Consider the following 17,590-nt stretch of genomic DNA (forward strand, 5'->3'; position numbering starts at 1 on the left):
TATCGTTTGTAAAGCTTTGTGAAGAATCGATGACAAAAAAAATGGACCTTCTGAAAAGTCATTTCAGAAGATCCATTCGTTGCATTAGCGACTCCACCCAATCATTCTGCGATAAGAGCTGAACGTCGGCCACGCGAGAATCGCGATTGCGAGCCAGTACAGGAATTGATTCTCGGACGAAATCAGACCGATGATTCCCGCGAGTAGGATTGTCGTATAGATCGAGAAGGTGATGATGAGTGCTGGATGTAATTTCGGGAAAATCGTGAAACGCCCGAGACGTTCGTTCGCACCTTTGACATAGAGACGACTACCGAAAATCAGTAAGACGACCGTCAAGGCTAAACTGAACAATACAGCATAAGCGATGTTGAAATCGGTATTGTACTCGAAGAAGAGTGCAAAGGGCGTCGTGATTGTCATCAAAAAGCTTGTTGGTTTGTCTAACTCTTCGTAGCCCACGCCAAAACCCAGTTGACCGATAGCATAGATACTGAAATACGTGAAGTAATTCAAGAACAAGAAGAACGTTCCGAGTAACAGTTGTCCGATGATATCACCAGCAATCGTTCCGGCGAATAAGAAGATCGTCAAAATTGTCACATCAAATAGAAGGAATAGACCAAAATCTTGAAGGAGTGACGACCACGTGACGTAATCAAACGGATTGATACCGAATGCTTGCAGTAATGACCAACTGGCGAAAAAACCGATGATCGGGAAGACGATCAACGTCACAGTGCCGATCGCCCATTTAATCCAAAACAGCCAGACCTTCGGAAACGGCAACGCGTGTAAGATCAGACTGCGACCACTTCCGCGCTCGGAACCGAGCATCAAAATCGCAAAGACGGCGATCAGAATGGCAGCGAATCCAGTGAAGAACGGACTGACGAGGACAGCTTGAATCGTTTCGGTTTGATAAGATACTTCATATGTTTCAAAGTCGTTGATGATGGTATAGCTACCAAAACCATAACTGAAGATCGCCAGTAGAATAAAACAAGCGAGTGGCCAAATGCCTTGCTTGATGTGATAGCGGATCAATTGCTTAACCATGTCGTTTCCCTCCAAATGTCCCTAAGAAGTAATCTTCCATCTGCACCGGCAAAGCATCCTTTAATAGAGGACTCGTCGTTTCAAGATACTGCGCGCCTGCATCGGATAAGACGAGTAACGTCACGACCCGACCCGTTTGGGATAAGACGTGGAGATCGGCATGACTGAGCTCTGGAACATCTTCATAGACGACTTGCCATTTCTGCATGCTAGCTTTGGCATCATCGAGTGCCTTCGGTTCGCGGACGAGGTGTTTTTCGATCGTCATGACACGGTCGGCAAGGGAATCGAGTTCTTCGAGTTGATGCGAAGCAATCAGAACGGCTGTCTGGCGCTCCGCAAGTAATGAGACGAGTTGTTTCAGATAATCACGTTTGTTGATTCGGTCAAGTCCATCGGTTGGTTCATCGAGTAACAGAACCGGGGCATTCGTTGCGAACGCGAGTTGGAGAAGGAACAATTGCGCTTGTCCCTTCGATAAAGAAGTGACGCGACGTCCGCGATCGAGATTCGACGAGCGGCAGTAGTTTTCGATATACGTCTTCTCGAAGTTTGGATAAAAGACGTGATAGAAGTTGATCAGTTCACCGAGCGTCATCTGGCGGTAGACGGAAACAGAATCCGGAACGAGGAAAAGGTGCTTCCGCGTCTTCGGGACGTGGTGGATCGACTCGCCGTTCCATTCGACCTTTCCACGAGTCGGCTCGAGCGCTCCGACGAGTGTTTTCAGTAATGTCGTTTTTCCGGCACCATTACGACCAATCAAGGCAGTAATCGTTCCTGCCGGCAGGGTGAAGGATGCATTTTCATAAATCATGGTACGGTCAATTTGTTTCGTCAGATGAGAAACGGTCAACATGAGGAATCCTCCCTTATGTGTAAGATATGTTGATAGAGTTCTTCGTTTGAGATGGATAATTCGTCGGCGATGGCACAAAGGCGGATGAGTGGATCTTGGATGGCAGCTTGTTTGACTTCGTGAAGTGGGATGTCTGAGATGAAGGAGCCTTTACCGCGCATCGTGACGATGAAGTTGCGGCTCTCGAGTTCCTGATAGGCGCGGGAGACAGTGTTCGGATTGACAAGGAGTGTACCGGCAAGTTCACGGACGGATGGCATCTGTTCGCCGGAGCGGAGTAGACCACGAGCAATCGAGCGGATGATTTGAGCGACCAACTGTTCATAGATCGGTAACGGACTTTTCGGATCAACGGTGAACATTTCTTCACCTCCTTAAGTGTACTAATTCAATTAATACACCAATTATAGGAATTTACAACCTGTCTGTCAACGTTTCTTTTCAAGAAGACGATGACGCCATCGATCGCAATATTTGCTATACTGACGACAGAAGAATCGCCAGGAAGGATGACCGAGATGTTGGATCGATTGAGTGCGTTAGAGGACCGTTATGAAAAACTAAATGATATGTTGGCTGATCCAGCCATCATCAATGATACGAATCAATTGCGTGAGGTCTCAAAGGAGCAGTCACAGCTTGCGCCGACCGTCGAGACGTACCGTGTCTATCGCGAGAAGATGGAAGCTTATCAAGAGGCACGTCAAATGTTGACAGATCCCGAGATGCGCGACCTTGCAAAGGAAGAAGTCGCGATGCTTGAACCGGAGATCAAAGAGCTTGAAGCGAAGCTGAAGGCTTTATTATTACCAAAGGATCCGAATGACGATAAGAACGTCATCGTCGAGATTCGTGGTGCAGCAGGGGGAGACGAGGCAGCCTTATTTGCGGGTGACCTATTTAAGATGTACTCGAAGTTTGCTGAGAAACAGAGCTGGAAGATTGAGATCATCGATGCGAGCTACACGGAGCTTGGTGGCTACAAAGAGATCATCTTTATCGTCAAAGGAACGGGTGCTTATTCGAAGTTGAAGTACGAGAACGGGGCACACCGCGTCCAACGCGTTCCGTCAACGGAATCCGGCGGGCGGATTCATACATCGACCGCAACGGTCGCCGTGTTACCAGAAGCAGAAGACGTCGAAGTCGAGATCCATGACAAGGATGTCCGAGTCGATACGTTCACGTCGAGTGGACCGGGTGGCCAGTCCGTCAATACGACACAGTCCGCTGTCCGTGTCACGCACGTGCCGACGGGAATCGTTGCCAGCTGTCAGGATGAGAAGTCGCAAATCAAGAACAAGGAAAAAGCGATGAAGGTCTTGCGCGCGCGTGTCTACGATAAGATTCAACGCGAACAGCAAGCGGAATATGATGAAAAACGGAAGTCAGCTGTCGGTACGGGTGACCGTTCAGAGCGGATTCGGACGTATAATTTCGCTCAAAACCGGGTGACGGATCACCGGATCGGATTGACGATCCAGAAGCTTGATCGAATCTTGCAAGGCGAGATGGATGAAGTCATCGATACGCTTGTCATGGAACATCAGGCGCGGGCATCGGAGGCGGCGAACTGATGCGGATCGCGAAACGTTTAAATGATGCAAAAACGATGATGGAACAAGCAGGACGCGAGGGTTCAAGTGCCGAATGGTTACTCATGCACGTCTTGGATGTCGACCGGACCGGACTCCTTGTCCGCTTGTCCGATGAATTGACGCCGGAGCAAGATTTACGATTCAGTGAATACTTGCTTGCTCATGTTCACGGCGTACCCGTTCAGCATTTAATCGGCTATCAGCCGTTTTATGGACGGGATTTCCGTGTCACACCGGATGTCTTGATTCCACGACCGGAAACGGAAGAGTTGATCGTCTTCGTCACGGAGCGTCTCAAACGTGAGTCGTTCACCGCGGGACAGATCGTCGACATCGGAACCGGTAGCGGAGCGATTGGAATCACGCTCGCCCTCGAACTCGAGCAACCGGTCACGACCGTCGATATTTCACCGGCCGCGATTGCGGTCGCGAAGCAAAATCAAGCAAAGCTTGGTGGAGACGTGACGTTCCTTGAAGGAGATCTACTAGCGCCACTTGCGGATGATTCCGTTCGGGTGCTCGTTTCGAATCCTCCTTATATCGAGGAAGAAGAATTACTCAGTGAAGTCGTGTTTGATCATGAACCGCATCTCGCCCTGTTTGGCGGAAAAGACGGTCTCGTCTTTTACCGACGTCTCGTCGAGGAGAGTGGACGGGTCCTACGCGACGATTTCCGACTGATTGCGTTTGAAATTGGACACAATCAAGGACCAGAAGTGCAAATGATGTTAAAAGAACGTTATCCAAATGCGGAAACGGGTATTTTAAAAGATATAAACGGTAAAGACCGTATCGTGTATGCGGAACGAAAGGATTGTACAGCGTGAAGACGGAAATGATTGACTTACAGACGATGGATGAAGCAGTTCGGTTATTGCAGGAAGGAGAGGTCGTGGCGATGCCGACTGAGACCGTTTATGGTCTCGCAGGGGATGCAACGAACGAAGCGGCTGTTCGGCGAATCTTCGCCGCGAAGGGTCGACCTTCTGACAATCCACTGATTGTCCACGTCGCATCCGTAGAACAGGCACATCAGTTCGTCACGCACATTCCAGATGTCGCGGCACGTTTGATGGAGGCGTTCTGGCCAGGAGCCTTGACGATCATCCTCGAATCGAACGGCACCGCATCCACACTCGTCACAGCAGGACTAGATACGATCGGATTACGGATGCCAGACCATCCGCTCGCGCTTCGATTGATCGAGGCGACAGGGTTGGGTCTCGCAGCACCGAGTGCCAACCGTTCCGGAAAACCTTCACCGACGTCATCTGCGCACGTCGCACATGACCTCTCGGGACGCATCGCTGCGATCGTCGATGGAGGGGAAACGGGCATCGGGGTCGAATCGACTGTCATCGATTGTACGATGACGCCACCGGCGATTTTACGACCGGGCGGCGTGACACGCGAACAAATCGAGTCGGTCATCGGTCCTGTCACACTCGATCCTGCCTTATCGATGAAAGATGTTACACCGAAGGCACCCGGGATGAAATATACTCACTATGCACCGGAAGCAACACTGTCCGTAGTGGAGGGAGATCTTTCATTCTTACAGCAACTCATCGATGATGCACGACAAACCGGACACAAGACGGGCGTCCTCCTGTTTGACGGGGAGGAAGTCGACGCAGATGTTCGCTGCTCCCTTGGTAATTCGATGGAGACGGCGGCACAACGTCTTTACGATTGTTTACGGCGATTTGATCAGACGACGGTGGATCAGATTTTTGTACGAGACCTATCAGAAGAAGGGGTGGGGCTTGCGGTCCGCAACCGCCTCCATAAAGCAGCAGGTGGTCGGGTCATTCGCCCTTGAAGAAGGAGGATACGGAGATGAGCACACGTCGCGTTTTATTCATCTGTACAGGAAATACATGCCGTAGCCCGATGGCGATGGCGTTACTACGCTCGAAAGTCGCTGATCAGGAATTCGACATCCGTTCAGCAGGACTACGTTCGATGCAAGGATTTGATGCGTCCGAGAACGCCTTACAAGTGTTACGTGAGCGCGGGATCGAACTCGAACACTATACGCAAGTCTTTGATGATGTACTCGGGCGTTGGTCTGACATCATCTTGACGATGACGCGTCAGCACAAGCAGGAAGTCGGTGAACGCTATCCGGAACTGAAGGAACGGACGTTTACCTTATATGAATATGTGACAGGGCTTGAACGGGACATCAACGATCCGTACGGCGGATCAATGAACGTCTACCGGCAAGTACGTAATGAACTCGAACCCCTCGTCAACCGTCTTGTGTTAAAATTGACGCAGAACGGAAACGGAAGAAAAGCTCCGGATACACGGAAACTTCCGAAAAAACAACCTAAACAAACGGGGGAATAGTAAAGATGAAAGTAGCAATCGGCGCGGATCATGGTGGTTTTAAGTTAAAGGCAGAAATCAACGACCTCTTACAAGAGCTCGGCATCGACTATACGGACTTCGGTACGCATTCAGCCGACTCGATCGATTATCCGGATGTCGCGATTCCAGTCGCTGAGGCAGTCGCAAGCGGAGAGTTTGATCGTGGCATCTTGATTTGTGGAACAGGTATCGGGATCGGAATCGCAGCGAACAAAGTCAAGGGCATCCGAGCAGCACTCGTCCATGATACGTTCAGCGCGAAAGCGACGCGTCAGCACAACGATTCGAACATCTTAACGATGGGCGAACGCGTCATCGGTCCAGGACTGGCTCGTGAGATCGCACAGCTTTGGCTTGAAACGGAATTCGAAGGCGGACGTCATGAGAACCGCGTTTGCAAAATCTCAGATTATGAGGTGAAGTAATGGACTTGACACGCATCCAGCACGATTTAGAAGAAGCACTGAACGCTCTGGATGAACGATTTTCCTTAAAAGGAAAATTGCTCGTGATCGGCTGTTCGACGAGTGAAGTCATCGGCAAACAAATCGGCAAGGCCGGTTCACCGGAAGTCGCAGACGCGTTGTTCGATGTTTTCGATGCCTTTCGTCGGTCGCACCAAGTCGATCTTGCCTTCCAAGGCTGTGAGCATATCAACCGGGCGCTGACGCTTGAGCGGCAAACGGCAGAACGACTCGGACTCGATCCAGTGACGGTCGTTCCTGTTCCGGAAGCCGGTGGATCGATGGCGAGTGCTGCCTATCAGCGCTTCTCGGCACCGGTCGTCGTCGAAGCGATTCAGGCAGACGCCGGGATTGATATCGGTGACACGTTCATCGGGATGCACTTGAAAGCTGTTGCGATTCCCGTGCGCTTGCCGCACAAGGAAATCGGTGAGGCACACGTGACGGCAGCCGTGACACGACCGAAATTAATCGGTGGAGCACGTGCTAAATACGAATGATTGATGCAAGGGGTTGCGCACCCCTTGCTTTTTTGATGTTGTTTTTAGGGATGCCGGGAACGAAACATTCGTGTTAAGATAGGTCTATCGAAATGAAATGGGGGAATTCAGATGGAACAAACACCGCTTACGTATCTGAAACAACAAGATGAGGCACTCTTTTCGGCAATGCGCCAGGAACTAGGTCGTCAACGGGATAACATCGAATTGATCGCATCCGAGAACTTCGTCTCGCAAGCTGTCATGGAAGCACAAGGCAGCGTCTTGACGAACAAGTACGCAGAAGGTTACCCAGGTCGTCGTTATTATGGTGGCTGTGAGTATGTCGATCTCGCTGAGAATTTAGCACGCGACCGCGCGAAGGAAATCTTCGGTGCGGAGCACGCGAACGTGCAACCACACTCGGGTGCACAAGCGAACATGGCGGTTTACTTCACGATTCTCGAGCAGGGAGATACGGTCCTCGGGATGAACCTCTCGCACGGTGGCCATCTGACGCACGGTAGCCCCGTCAATTTCTCCGGTGTCCAGTACAACTTTGTGGAATACGGTGTCGATCAAGAGACAGAGATGATTGATTACGATGTCGTTGCGAAATTAGCAGAAGAGCATAAACCAAAATTAATCGTCGCGGGCGCATCGGCGTATCCGCGTGTCATCGACTTCAAACGTTTCCGTGAAATCGCAGACAGCGTCGGTGCTTACTTGATGGTCGACATGGCACACATCGCTGGACTTGTCGCAGCAGGTCAGCACCCGAACCCAGTCGAGCATGCGCACTTCGTCACGACGACGACGCATAAGACGTTGCGTGGTCCACGTGGTGGGATGATCCTCTGTAAAGAAGAGCATGCGAAAGCAATCGATAAAGCCATTTTCCCAGGTATCCAAGGTGGTCCACTCATGCACGTCATCGCCGCGAAAGCTGTCGCGTTCGGTGAAGCTCTTGCACCAGAGTTCAAGGACTACATCGGTCAAGTCGTCACGAACGCAAAAGTCCTCGGTGAGGAATTGACGAAGCGTGGACTCCGAATCGTCTCAGGCGGAACGGACAATCACTTGCTCCTCGTCGACTTACAACCGCTCGGGATCACAGGGAAACTTGCTGAGCACGCGCTTGACGAAGCCGGCATCACGGTCAACAAGAACACGATTCCGTTCGACCCAGCGAGCCCGTTCGTCACGAGTGGTATCCGGATCGGAACGGCAGCGATGACATCACGTGGCTTCAAGGAAGCCGAGATGAAAGAAATCGCCGAGTTGATCGAACTCGTCTTGAACCACCCAGAAGAAGCAGACGTTCTCGCACAAGCACGTGAGCGTGTCGTTGCTTTGACAGGTCGTTTCCCACTCTACCCAGAGCGCGGATGATTGTCATCCCCTTCGTCCTTTTCATTATGAGAAGGGGGAGGGGATTTTTGTTTGTCTAAAAAAGGAGGCGTACGATTGTATATTTTAGTCGTTGAAGATGACCCACATATCCAATCACTTGTCGTATCGACGTTACAGGCCGACGGACACTCCGTCCGAGCGACAGCAGACGGAAACGAAGCGCTCGCTTGGATTGAAACGATGACGTTCGAGGCAGCCGTGCTCGATGTCCTACTTCCCGGGCAGACCGGTCTCGTCCTATGTGAGCGGTTACGGCAAAACGGGGACATCCCAATCTTGATGCTGACGGCGCTCGGTGAACTGACAGATAAGCGGGACGGCTTTGCAGCAGGTGCTGATGATTACATCACGAAACCGTTCGATCCGGAAGAATTAGTGTTTCGGCTTCACGCCGTGGCGCGGCGCTATCAAAAAGCGGCGCAACCCGTCTTACATCTCGGGGATGTCACGATTGATAAACGCAGTCAGCTCGTGACGATCCAGTCGACCGAGTGGACACTCCCGCGGCGCGAGTTCGAATTATTACATCAGTTGGCGAGTTTTCCGGGACGGGTCTTTAGCCGCGAGGAATTGATCGAACACGTCTGGGGACTTGATTTCATGGGAGACGATCGGACGATTGACGTCCACATCAAACGACTTCGTGGACGTCTGAAGGAGACGAATCAGGTGAAGATTGAGACCGTTCGCGGACTCGGGTACCGGTTGGAGGTCGACGCATGAGGAGCCTCTATACGAAAATCGTCGGACTCGTCTGTGTCGTCTTACTCGTGTCCGCCCTGCTTGCTCTTTTAATCAGTAACATCGCCTACTATTCGTTTTGGCAGGACAGCTATAGCCAAAAAGTCGAGGAAGCGGTCGAGACAGCGATCGATTATTACGAGACGCACGGTGACGGAAAGACGGAATCGTTTTACCGGATGTTACAAGCAACTGGCTTTCAACTGTATGTTCGAACAGATGACGGAACGGAGCGTTACGGAAACACATTTCGCAATGAAACGCTCTCGAGTCAAGTCATCGAGCAAGTGAAAAATGGTCAACCGTACTACGGGATGCGTGAGTATCCGTTTCATCTCTTCCTGCTTGGACTATTCGATAACGAAGTCATCAACACGTACGGGACGTCGGTCAAGACGGCACAAGGAACGGATGCAATCTTCGTCCGTCCGGACTTGAGTCGGCAGATTCGCGAGTTACACCTGTTCGTTGGTCTGTTCCTCGGACTGCTTGTCGTGATCAGCTTTCTCTTGCTCGTCTTCTCGATCCGGTATCTCGTGCGTCCGATCCGGCGCCTGACAAAAGCAACGGAACAGATGGCAGACGGCGACTATGGAATTCGTGTCGGAACGAAGGCGCGCGATGAGATTGGTGAACTGTCCCGACGCTTTGACGAGATGGCGATGGCGATTGAAGCGTCCGATACGGAACGACGCCGGTTCGTTGCAAACGTCTCGCATGAATTCCAGTCGCCGTTGACGACGATCTCGGGGTACGCTGGACAACTCGACGTGACGGGAGAAGACGTCAGGAGACGGGCAATCATTCAACAAGAGGCAGCGCGAATGTCGGAGCTGACGCGTCAATTATTGATCTTAGCAAAGCTCGATGAAGGACGGCGCTTCAAACGACAAGCACTCGATCTACGAACGAGTCTAGAGACGACACTCACAACACTTGCCTTTCAGCTGGATGAGCAAGGCATCGCTGTCGCACTCGATGTATCGCCAGCACTACAGATTCAAGCAGATGCCAGTGCGCTCGAACATGTCTTCCAAAATGTCATTCGAAACGCCGTCTCAGTCTCAGCCGAAGGAGCGACGATTCATATTCAAGCGGAAGAACAAGTGAATCAGGTCATCGTCCGAATCAAGGACGAAGGACCAGGTATGACCGAACAACAGATGGAACATGCCTTTGAACGCTTTTATCAAGGCGATGCATCCCGAACGTCGCGCGGGACGGGACTCGGGCTTGCGATCGTTAAAGAGACGATGCGCCAACTTGGTGGGGACGCGAATTTGTCGTCTGATTCATCCAGTCTGACTGTGACATTGACTTTTTTACGCATTTGACGCGTGCGTTCATGTTCCGTTCATATTGCAGTCGTATCATCAATCCTGTAGCGAACATACAGGAGGGATCACGCGATGAAGTTAGGATGGAAAGAACTCGTCCGAATGAAAGGACGATTCAGTTGGATGACGATCGTGACGATGTTGATCGTCTTATTGATTTTGATGATCACCGGTCTTGCGGACGGGCTGGCCTACGACAATGGGGCTGCCGTCCGGAATCTACCGGTCGAGCAGTTTGCGCTGAGCAAAGATGCAGAAGGACAGCTGACGCGTTCGTTCTTACAGGCGGACGAGACACCAAAGGGCGCGGAAGCACTCGGTGTCCAGAACATGGTGCTTGAGAAGAAGAATGGAACGAAGGATGATGTGACGGTCTTTGCGTTACCAGAGACGACGAATTATGGTCCAAAACAGTTGCAATCATTGCAAAAAGGTGAAGTTCTCGTTGATGCTGCGTACGCGGAGCAACGCGGAACCCGTGTTGGCGATACGATTACGGATTTTCGGACGAAAGAGACGTTCCGAATTGCCGGTACAGTAACGGACGGACGTTATAGTCACGCACCGGTCCTTTGGATGACGGATGAATCGTGGCAAGCATGGCAATCGAAGATGGGGGCATCATACGTCTCAGCGTATATCGGTCAGTCGTTGCAAACGGATCAAGCCGTCTTCTCAAAACAAGCAGTCGTTGAGAACGTACCAGGCTATGCAGCGGAGCAAAACTCCTTCCAGATGATGCGGGTCGCACTCGTCGTCATCGGGGCATTGATTCTGACTGCCTTCTTCTATATTTTGACGATGCAAAAGATGAAACAGCTCGGTGTCTTGAAGGCAATCGGCACCCGGACCCGGACGATGGGTGCGAGTCTACTCGTACAAGTCATCCTCTTGACGAGCCTCGCCTTTGCTGTCAGCGTCGCCATCACCTATTTAACAAGTCGTTTCTTACCGGCGGATCTTCCATTCCGTTTTGAATGGTCGACTAGTCTGATGTACGGCGGCATTTTACTCGTAACGGCAATCCTCGGTGCGCTCGTTCCGTTACGGATGGTCAAGAAACTCGAAGCGGCAGATGCGATGGGAGGAATGAACGGATGATTCGATTAAATCAGATTGAGCAAAGTTATGGTGAGATGACGGTTCTACATGACATCAACTTACAAGCAGAAGCGGGTGAGTTGATTGCCCTCGTCGGACCAAGTGGTAGCGGGAAAAGTACATTGCTCCAGTTGCTTGGATTGTTACAGACACCAACGAACGGTGCCGTCTACTTTGATGATACGTGCGTCAGTGAAGCAGCGGACGAAGAACGTCGTCGTTTGCGTCTCGAGGAAGTCGGGTTCATCTTTCAAGAATCGCATCTCGTACCATTTTTGACAGCAGGAGAGCAACTCGAATTGGTCGCAAAGGAGGCTGGACGGACGGTTGACGCGACGGCGGCGCTCGCCGTGTTCGGACTCGAGCACCGGAAAGACCATTTGCCGCACGCCTTATCAGGTGGCGAACGACAACGTGTCGCGATTGCCCGGGCCTTCGTCAATGAACCACGACTTGTACTCGCGGATGAACCGACGGCAAGTCTCGATTATCCGAATGGTCGCCGGGTGATGGAGCTGTTGCAACAACAAGCGCATGAGTCGAACAAGACCGTCATCGTCATCACGCATGACGAACGGATGCTTGACGTCTGTGACCGGATTTGGCGGATTGAAGATGGGCGGATCACGGAAGCAACAGCATCCCGATCCTATTCTCATCGTTAAACGATTCATCCTCTTGTTTTCGTACATCGACGTACGAAAACAAGAGGTTTTTTTCAATGCTTCGTCAAGAAGATAGGGGAAACGAACCATTTGCGGAAGCGTTATCTTTGCTATACTTAACCGTAGTAAAAAAAGATAAAGGTGGAAATAAATGTGAACTTATCAACCTTGATCCAATCAGAACTTCAAGCCATTCAAACGGAACGCCTGACAGAATGGTTCACCCATAAAAGCCACGAGCGCCGGGAATATTACCGGATGCTCGAAGATTTCAAAGCAATCGTCATCATGCAACAGGCAGGATTTTATGAACAGGCAGATGCTCGTTTTGAACAGTGGAAGATCTTACCGATGCCAGCAGAAGTCTATCGTTATCGCCTGGCGATCGCAGGAAAAGCAGGTGGGAAGCGTCTTGCCCAGAAGCGATTGGCATCCTTTCCCATGACGGTTCAGAATCATCCGCAATTGAAAGACTGGAAGCGACTCGGAAAACTGAATCCATGGTGGATTGGTGGAGCCGTTGCTGTCGTCTCTCTCGTTCTCGTCTGGACACAGTTGGATAGCGAACCCGCAACACCAGTCGCAACGAAACAAACAGAGGTCGAGCAACAACTCGCAGCGCTGCAAACGGAAGTCGAACAGTTAAAAGAAAAAAACGAGCAGCTGGCAAGTGAGCAAGAAAAAGCGAAAGCGATTAAGCCAGAGAAGAAGGAGACTTCTTCCGAAACAAAGCAGACGCAACTACCTCCGAAAGAAGCACTCGAGCAAGGGGTTGCTGCTGTTCAGGCGAAAGACTACAAACGAGCAGACAGTGTCTTGACCGGATCCGTCTTGACGAACAAAGAGACAGCAGGTATGGCACGCTTCTATAAGTTGATCGCTGTCGGAAAGCTCAAGCAGACGACACAGGCGGATTATATTGCCTATCGGAAAGATTTCCCGAAGTCCGGATACATGAGTGACGTCCTCTGGATGCAAGCGGTCTATGAACAAAAATATAAAAAAGGTGATTATCGTGCGACCTTGCAAGAACTCGCGAAACAACCGGACAATGAATGGTCTTACGCCGCAAAAGCAATTCTATCAGGGAAGAGTACGCTCGGAAACTGACGAAAAAACAGTTCCCAAGCAGTACGTTTTTAGAGTACAATGCGAAAAGAGAATGGAGAGGAGATGCAAACAATGAGTAAAGTACATGTATTTGATCACCCATTGATTCAGCACAAGATGACGATCATGCGTAAAGTCGAAACAGGAACGAAACAATTCCGGGAACTTGTCGACGAGGTGGCTTCATTGATGGCATATGAAATCACACGTGACCTTCCACTCACAGATGTCGCGATCGAGACACCGGTCACGAAGACGACGCAAAAGATGATCGAAGGCAAGAAACTCGGGATCGTCCCGATTCTCCGCGCCGGTCTCGGTATGGTCGACGGCATGCTCCGCATGATGCCGAACGTCAAAGTCGGTCACATCGGTTTGTACCGTGACCCAGAGACACTCGAGCCAACGGAATACTACCTCAAGCTCCCAACAGACGTCGCAGAACGTGATTTCGTCGTCGTTGACCCGATGCTTGCGACAGGTGGTTCGGCGGCAGACGCCATCTCCTCCTTAAAGAAACAAGGGGCAAAGAGCATCAAGCTCGCATGTCTCTGTGCAGCACCTGAAGGCGTCAAACGCGTTCAAGAAGAACACCCGGATGTCGACATCTATCTCGCGGCACTCGACGAGAAGTTGGACGACCACGGATATATCGTCCCAGGACTCGGTGATGCAGGAGACCGTCTCTTCGGAACGAAGTAAAAAACAGCAAGCTACACAAAAAGACCGCAGACGATGATCTGCGGTCTTTTCGTTGCTATTTCGTAAACTGCGCAAGACTGCTGAAGTATGCTTTAATGAAAAAAGGAAAAAAGGAGGAAGTCACCATGCCGATTACAGTCATGCCGATTTTCGGGACACGACCGGAAGCCATCAAGATGGCACCGCTCGTCAATGCCCTGAAGCAACACCCTGCTTTTGATGTTCATGTTACGATCACTGCCCAGCACCGCGAGATGCTCGATCAAGTGCTCGATTTATTCGAAATCCAACCGGATCATGATTTAAATATCATGAAGCAACGTCAGACACTTGTTGATATTACGACGCGTGGTCTCGAGGGACTCGATGCGATTATGAAGGAGATCAAGCCAGATCTTGTCCTCGTTCATGGGGATACGACGACGACGTTCGTCGGAAGCCTGGCTGCCTATTACAATCAGATCGCAGTCGGTCACGTCGAGGCGGGACTGCGCACGTATAATAAATACTCGCCGTTCCCGGAAGAGGTCAATCGTCAGTTGACGTCGACGCTCGCGGACTTACATTTTGCTCCGACAGCACAAGCAGCAGCGAATCTCGCATCCGAGAACCGTCACGCTGGTGTCTACATCACGGGGAATACGGCAATCGATGCTCTGCAGACGACCGTTCAAACCGATTATGTCCATCCGATGCTTGAGACGGTCGGGGACCGGAAGCTGATCCTGATGACGGCACATCGTCGTGAGAACCAAGGCGAGAAGATGCATCAGATGTTCCGGGCGATTCGTCGCCTCGTCGATGCGTTCCCGGATACGCATGTCGTCTATCCGGTTCACCTCAATCCGGTCGTTCAAGAAGCTGCGAAGACGGTCTTTGAAGGGCATGATCGAATTTCTCTGATCGCCCCACTCGATGTGTTTGATTTCCATAACTTCGCGAGCCGTGCGCATTTAATCCTGACTGATTCAGGTGGCGTACAGGAAGAAGCACCGTCGCTTGGTGTACCTGTGCTTGTCTTACGCGACACGACGGAGCGTCCAGAAGGGATTGCTGCCGGAACGTTGAAGCTTGCCGGTACGGAAGAAGAGACGATTTATCAGATGGCAACGGAACTTTTGACGAACGAAACACTTTATCAAGAGATGGCGCATGCCTCGAATCCGTATGGCGATGGTCATGCGTCCGAACGCATCGTCCAAGCAATCCTGCATCACTTCGGTCAAGGGGAAGCTCCGGCACCGTTACTCACACAATAAGAAACGACGATCACCCTCCGAATCGCTTACATTCACTTGCTTTCCTCAGGCGAGACGTGAGCCGCGTCTCCATCGTCCTTAGACGAGGAAGTCGGGTCTCACTTGTCTCTGACAGCACAAAGACTTGTGCTTTTTCCTGTAGGAGTCGCGTGAAATAAGCGATTCTTTTTTGTTTTAGTACATCTATGACGGCAAAAGGTTTTAGTTTATAGGAATAATATCTTTAAATCTTACCATTTCCGCTAAATTCAGCCCATTTGTTTAGAAAATGTAAAACCAGATGACCTTGAAACTGGAAAGGAAACGATGACGATTCAAGCTGTGACGTACCGCACGATTGAAAAAATGGAAATCGCTGAAATGTATTGTTACAAACAGATGTCAGAGCTGTTTTTATGTCCCGATTCGGAAGCGTTTTCAATTGTGAACAAAAAATGTTTTTTCACAAAATCGACACAAATCAATTTTAGAGGTCTTGTTTCGCTTTAACGGGCACGATATAACGTTACTATTCAACGGTTTTGTTCACCATATGAACAATCTCTTTAACCGTTGATAGTACTACATATTTTCTTCACATCTTCGTGAAATGACTTGCATGGAAGACATCTGTGAAAACCTTATCAATCGTTGATATGTATAGGTTTTTCGGCTCTGTTTTTATTGTGAATTCATTTGACTATGAAAGCTGCTTCATTGTATTCTTGACTAGTATGAAAATCCGCAAATTGTGGGAAAGAAAAAGAACTCACAATTGGGAAAAAAGGGGGTCGTCTCTAGTGCGCCAAAGTGGGCTCGCGAAGAGTATGGTCATGGCCTCGCAAATTTCGACGGCACTGGCTGCACCGATCGTCATTGGCTTTTTGGTTGGGAACTATGGGGAACAACAACAATGGTGGGAAAAAATGGGTGCGACGTTCGCCGTGTTCATCGGGATTTTCATCGGCATTCTTTGCATGATCGCCATGATCAGGCACTTGTTAGGGGAGAAGACATGAACATCATCCTTCAAGATGCGTTGTATCGTGCGTACTTACGATGGTTTGGACTCTTTTACGGAATCCTGGCTGTCCTGCTGCTCATCGGACGCCCGAGTGACCCAGTCATCTATGGACTAGCACTTGGTGGAACTGGCAGCTTTCTGATCTTGACGCTTCAACGACTTAGCGTCGATCGGATGTATCGTGTAATCGAGACGGGTCGCAAGCCAGTGTCTCGAGGGACCGTTTCACGCATGGCGGTCGCGGTACTTTGTGTGATGATCGGTTTGAAATATCAAACTGAATTGTCATTAACTGCGGTGGTAATAGGCCTTCTCGCCGGCCACGTCATACAATTTTGTGAGTTCTTGACTCACGAACTCAAGCGGGAAAAGAGGTGAATAGTCAAATGAACCACGAAATGCCACTTTACGAAATCCCACTCTGGGGTGACTTCGTTCTGTACGGTAGCTGGACGAACTTGATCACAGTATTGATTGCTGCTGCTCTCGTCTTCTTGATTGCCGTGGCCGGTACGCGACGTCTTGTGATGAAGCCAACCGGTGCTCAAAACGTGATGGAGATGTTCCTTGAATTCGTTCGCGGAATCATCAGCAGCACGATGGACTGGAAAACAGGGGGTCGCTTCCTTACGTTCGGAATGACATTATTCCTGTTCATCCTTGTGTCCAACATCATGGGTCTCCCATTCAACGTCGTGACGGGACACTACATTTGGTTCAACTCACCAACTGCAGATCCTTACGTGACACTGGCACTTTCATCTCTCGTAGTAGTCTTAAGTCATTACTACGGTGTGAAGATGCGAGGCTTCGGCGCTTATGCGAAAACATTCATGACGCCGATGTTTATCATTACCATCATCGAGGAGTTTGCAAACACGTTGACGCTCGGTCTTCGTCTTTACGGAAACATCTTCGCTGGTGAAATCATGATCGGAATCATTCTTTCGATCGGTATCGTCTCTGGTACGAACGATTTCCAGTTCCTCGGACCAATCGGCGCGATCATCTCGGGTATCCCGATGTTGATCTGGCAAGGATTCTCACTCTTCATCGGTGGTATCCAAGCGTACATCTTCCTTATCTTGACGATGGTTTACATCGGACATAAGGCAGCGCACGACCATTAATTCGAAGGTAAAGCATCCGCTTTTCCGATAACAGCACGACAAATCAATGAACATACTCTAGGGAGGCAATTTATCATGAATCTTATTGCAACAGCGATCATCATCGGACTCGGCGCACTCGGCGCAGGTATCGGTAACGGTCTTATCGTAAACGGTACAGTATTAGGTCAAGCACGTCAGCCAGAACTCAAAAACGAACTTCGTCAAACAATGTTCATCGGTATCGGTCTTGTTGAGGCACTTCCAATCATCGGTGTAGCGGTCGGTTTCCTTCTTCTCAACTCTTAATCCACG

General features: G+C 50.3%; 21 protein-coding genes. 18 read left to right on the forward strand and 3 right to left on the reverse strand.

Translation table 11 applies throughout. The annotated features are described in order from the left end of the window. Positions 1 to 84: 84 nt before the first annotated feature. Genes KNQ18_RS00490 through KNQ18_RS00500 form a run of 3 tightly spaced genes read right to left on the reverse strand, consistent with a single transcriptional unit; the run spans position 85 to position 2,280 of the window. Positions 85 to 1,059 (reverse strand): hypothetical protein, encoded by a 975-nt coding sequence (locus tag KNQ18_RS00490; protein ID WP_214771721.1) that lies wholly within the window; start codon positions 1,057 to 1,059, stop codon positions 85 to 87. Continuing rightward, on the reverse strand, positions 1,052 to 1,918 hold the full coding sequence (locus KNQ18_RS00495) for an ATP-binding cassette domain-containing protein (RefSeq protein ID WP_214771718.1): 867 nt from the start codon (positions 1,916 to 1,918) through the stop codon (positions 1,052 to 1,054). The genes KNQ18_RS00490 and KNQ18_RS00495 overlap by 8 nt, the downstream gene beginning before the upstream one ends. Beyond that, the gene (locus KNQ18_RS00500; protein ID WP_029342757.1) at positions 1,912 to 2,280 is read right to left on the reverse strand and encodes a GntR family transcriptional regulator; all 369 of its coding nucleotides are present in this window, start codon (positions 2,278 to 2,280) and stop codon (positions 1,912 to 1,914) included. The genes KNQ18_RS00495 and KNQ18_RS00500 overlap by 7 nt, the downstream gene beginning before the upstream one ends. A 156-nt stretch (positions 2,281 to 2,436) precedes the next feature. Here KNQ18_RS00500 and prfA point away from each other — a divergent pair, with 156 nt between their 5' ends. The 18 genes from prfA to atpE all read left to right on the forward strand — a co-directional run bounded on the left by prfA (position 2,437) and on the right by atpE (position 17,584). Further along, the gene (gene prfA, locus KNQ18_RS00505) at positions 2,437 to 3,495 is read left to right on the forward strand and encodes a peptide chain release factor 1 (protein WP_047394495.1); all 1,059 of its coding nucleotides are present in this window, start codon (positions 2,437 to 2,439) and stop codon (positions 3,493 to 3,495) included. Further along, entirely contained in the window at positions 3,495 to 4,343 is an 849-nt protein-coding gene (prmC, locus tag KNQ18_RS00510) for a peptide chain release factor N(5)-glutamine methyltransferase (RefSeq protein WP_214771716.1), read from the forward strand. The genes prfA and prmC overlap by 1 nt, the downstream gene beginning before the upstream one ends. Continuing rightward, the gene (locus KNQ18_RS00515; protein WP_064299235.1) at positions 4,340 to 5,338 is read left to right on the forward strand and encodes an L-threonylcarbamoyladenylate synthase; all 999 of its coding nucleotides are present in this window, start codon (positions 4,340 to 4,342) and stop codon (positions 5,336 to 5,338) included. Before prmC ends, KNQ18_RS00515 begins: the two co-directional genes overlap by 4 nt. 17 nt (positions 5,339 to 5,355) lie before the next feature. Next, positions 5,356 to 5,871 (forward strand): low molecular weight protein arginine phosphatase, encoded by a 516-nt coding sequence (locus KNQ18_RS00520; RefSeq protein ID WP_214771713.1) that lies wholly within the window; start codon positions 5,356 to 5,358, stop codon positions 5,869 to 5,871. A gap of 5 nt (positions 5,872 to 5,876) precedes the next feature. Continuing rightward, positions 5,877 to 6,317, forward strand: coding sequence for a ribose 5-phosphate isomerase B (gene rpiB, locus KNQ18_RS00525; protein ID WP_023469512.1), 441 nt, complete (start codon positions 5,877 to 5,879; stop codon positions 6,315 to 6,317). Further along, entirely contained in the window at positions 6,317 to 6,856 is a 540-nt protein-coding gene (locus tag KNQ18_RS00530; RefSeq protein WP_023469511.1) for a TIGR01440 family protein, read from the forward strand. The genes rpiB and KNQ18_RS00530 overlap by 1 nt, the downstream gene beginning before the upstream one ends. A gap of 111 nt (positions 6,857 to 6,967) precedes the next feature. Beyond that, positions 6,968 to 8,227 carry a serine hydroxymethyltransferase gene (glyA, locus tag KNQ18_RS00535; RefSeq protein WP_029342751.1) on the forward strand — a complete coding sequence of 420 codons (1,260 nt, stop codon included), beginning with the start codon at positions 6,968 to 6,970 and terminating at the stop codon, positions 8,225 to 8,227. 75 nt (positions 8,228 to 8,302) lie between these two features. Beyond that, entirely contained in the window at positions 8,303 to 8,971 is a 669-nt protein-coding gene (locus tag KNQ18_RS00540; RefSeq protein WP_214771710.1) for a response regulator transcription factor, read from the forward strand. After that, positions 8,968 to 10,323 carry a HAMP domain-containing sensor histidine kinase gene (locus KNQ18_RS00545; RefSeq protein WP_214771707.1) on the forward strand — a complete coding sequence of 452 codons (1,356 nt, stop codon included), beginning with the start codon at positions 8,968 to 8,970 and terminating at the stop codon, positions 10,321 to 10,323. The genes KNQ18_RS00540 and KNQ18_RS00545 overlap by 4 nt, the downstream gene beginning before the upstream one ends. Before the next feature lie 75 nt (positions 10,324 to 10,398). Continuing rightward, positions 10,399 to 11,427 carry an ABC transporter permease gene (locus tag KNQ18_RS00550; RefSeq protein WP_214771706.1) on the forward strand — a complete coding sequence of 343 codons (1,029 nt, stop codon included), beginning with the start codon at positions 10,399 to 10,401 and terminating at the stop codon, positions 11,425 to 11,427. After that, positions 11,424 to 12,092 (forward strand): ABC transporter ATP-binding protein, encoded by a 669-nt coding sequence (locus KNQ18_RS00555; protein ID WP_214771703.1) that lies wholly within the window; start codon positions 11,424 to 11,426, stop codon positions 12,090 to 12,092. Before KNQ18_RS00550 ends, KNQ18_RS00555 begins: the two co-directional genes overlap by 4 nt. 153 nt (positions 12,093 to 12,245) lie before the next feature. Further along, on the forward strand, positions 12,246 to 13,202 hold the full coding sequence (locus tag KNQ18_RS00560) for a hypothetical protein (protein WP_214771700.1): 957 nt from the start codon (positions 12,246 to 12,248) through the stop codon (positions 13,200 to 13,202). A 72-nt stretch (positions 13,203 to 13,274) separates the two neighbouring features. Then, positions 13,275 to 13,904 carry a uracil phosphoribosyltransferase gene (gene upp / locus KNQ18_RS00565; protein WP_029342745.1) on the forward strand — a complete coding sequence of 210 codons (630 nt, stop codon included), beginning with the start codon at positions 13,275 to 13,277 and terminating at the stop codon, positions 13,902 to 13,904. Positions 13,905 to 14,029: 125 nt separating this feature from the next. After that, on the forward strand, positions 14,030 to 15,163 hold the full coding sequence (wecB, locus tag KNQ18_RS00570; protein WP_214724159.1) for a non-hydrolyzing UDP-N-acetylglucosamine 2-epimerase: 1,134 nt from the start codon (positions 14,030 to 14,032) through the stop codon (positions 15,161 to 15,163). A 779-nt stretch (positions 15,164 to 15,942) separates the two neighbouring features. After that, a complete protein-coding gene (locus KNQ18_RS00575; protein WP_023469502.1) occupies positions 15,943 to 16,161 on the forward strand; it encodes an AtpZ/AtpI family protein in 219 nt (72 codons plus the stop codon). Continuing rightward, positions 16,158 to 16,544, forward strand: coding sequence for an ATP synthase subunit I (locus tag KNQ18_RS00580; protein ID WP_023469501.1), 387 nt, complete (start codon positions 16,158 to 16,160; stop codon positions 16,542 to 16,544). Before KNQ18_RS00575 ends, KNQ18_RS00580 begins: the two co-directional genes overlap by 4 nt. Before the next feature lie 8 nt (positions 16,545 to 16,552). Then, positions 16,553 to 17,296: a F0F1 ATP synthase subunit A gene (gene atpB / locus KNQ18_RS00585; protein ID WP_029342742.1), complete on the forward strand. Its 744-nt coding sequence runs from the start codon at positions 16,553 to 16,555 to the stop codon at positions 17,294 to 17,296. A gap of 75 nt (positions 17,297 to 17,371) precedes the next feature. Beyond that, on the forward strand, positions 17,372 to 17,584 hold the full coding sequence (gene atpE / locus KNQ18_RS00590; protein WP_023469499.1) for a F0F1 ATP synthase subunit C: 213 nt from the start codon (positions 17,372 to 17,374) through the stop codon (positions 17,582 to 17,584). Positions 17,585 to 17,590: the final 6 nt, after the last annotated feature.

Source organism: Exiguobacterium sp. s78, assembly GCF_018618985.1.
GTDB classification, from domain to species: domain Bacteria; phylum Bacillota; class Bacilli; order Exiguobacteriales; family Exiguobacteriaceae; genus Exiguobacterium_A; species Exiguobacterium_A abrahamii.

Bases quoted from the DNA above. Each gene is read 5' to 3' on its own strand.
- KNQ18_RS00490 (WP_214771721.1), bottom strand. From the start codon at position 1,059: ATGGTTAAGCAATTGATCCGCTATCACATCAAGCAAGGCATTTGGCCA.
- KNQ18_RS00495 (WP_214771718.1), bottom strand. From the start codon at position 1,918: ATGTTGACCGTTTCTCATCTGACGAAACAAATTGACCGTACCATGATT.
- KNQ18_RS00500 (WP_029342757.1), bottom strand. From the start codon at position 2,280: ATGTTCACCGTTGATCCGAAAAGTCCGTTACCGATCTATGAACAGTTG.
- prfA (WP_047394495.1), top strand. From the start codon at position 2,437: ATGTTGGATCGATTGAGTGCGTTAGAGGACCGTTATGAAAAACTAAAT.
- prmC (WP_214771716.1), top strand. From the start codon at position 3,495: ATGCGGATCGCGAAACGTTTAAATGATGCAAAAACGATGATGGAACAA.
- KNQ18_RS00520 (WP_214771713.1), top strand. From the start codon at position 5,356: ATGAGCACACGTCGCGTTTTATTCATCTGTACAGGAAATACATGCCGT.
- rpiB (WP_023469512.1), top strand. From the start codon at position 5,877: ATGAAAGTAGCAATCGGCGCGGATCATGGTGGTTTTAAGTTAAAGGCA.
- KNQ18_RS00530 (WP_023469511.1), top strand. From the start codon at position 6,317: ATGGACTTGACACGCATCCAGCACGATTTAGAAGAAGCACTGAACGCT.
- glyA (WP_029342751.1), top strand. From the start codon at position 6,968: ATGGAACAAACACCGCTTACGTATCTGAAACAACAAGATGAGGCACTC.
- KNQ18_RS00545 (WP_214771707.1), top strand. From the start codon at position 8,968: ATGAGGAGCCTCTATACGAAAATCGTCGGACTCGTCTGTGTCGTCTTA.
- KNQ18_RS00550 (WP_214771706.1), top strand. From the start codon at position 10,399: ATGAAGTTAGGATGGAAAGAACTCGTCCGAATGAAAGGACGATTCAGT.
- KNQ18_RS00555 (WP_214771703.1), top strand. From the start codon at position 11,424: ATGATTCGATTAAATCAGATTGAGCAAAGTTATGGTGAGATGACGGTT.
- upp (WP_029342745.1), top strand. From the start codon at position 13,275: ATGAGTAAAGTACATGTATTTGATCACCCATTGATTCAGCACAAGATG.
- wecB (WP_214724159.1), top strand. From the start codon at position 14,030: ATGCCGATTACAGTCATGCCGATTTTCGGGACACGACCGGAAGCCATC.
- KNQ18_RS00580 (WP_023469501.1), top strand. From the start codon at position 16,158: ATGAACATCATCCTTCAAGATGCGTTGTATCGTGCGTACTTACGATGG.
- atpB (WP_029342742.1), top strand. From the start codon at position 16,553: ATGAACCACGAAATGCCACTTTACGAAATCCCACTCTGGGGTGACTTC.
- atpE (WP_023469499.1), top strand. From the start codon at position 17,372: ATGAATCTTATTGCAACAGCGATCATCATCGGACTCGGCGCACTCGGC.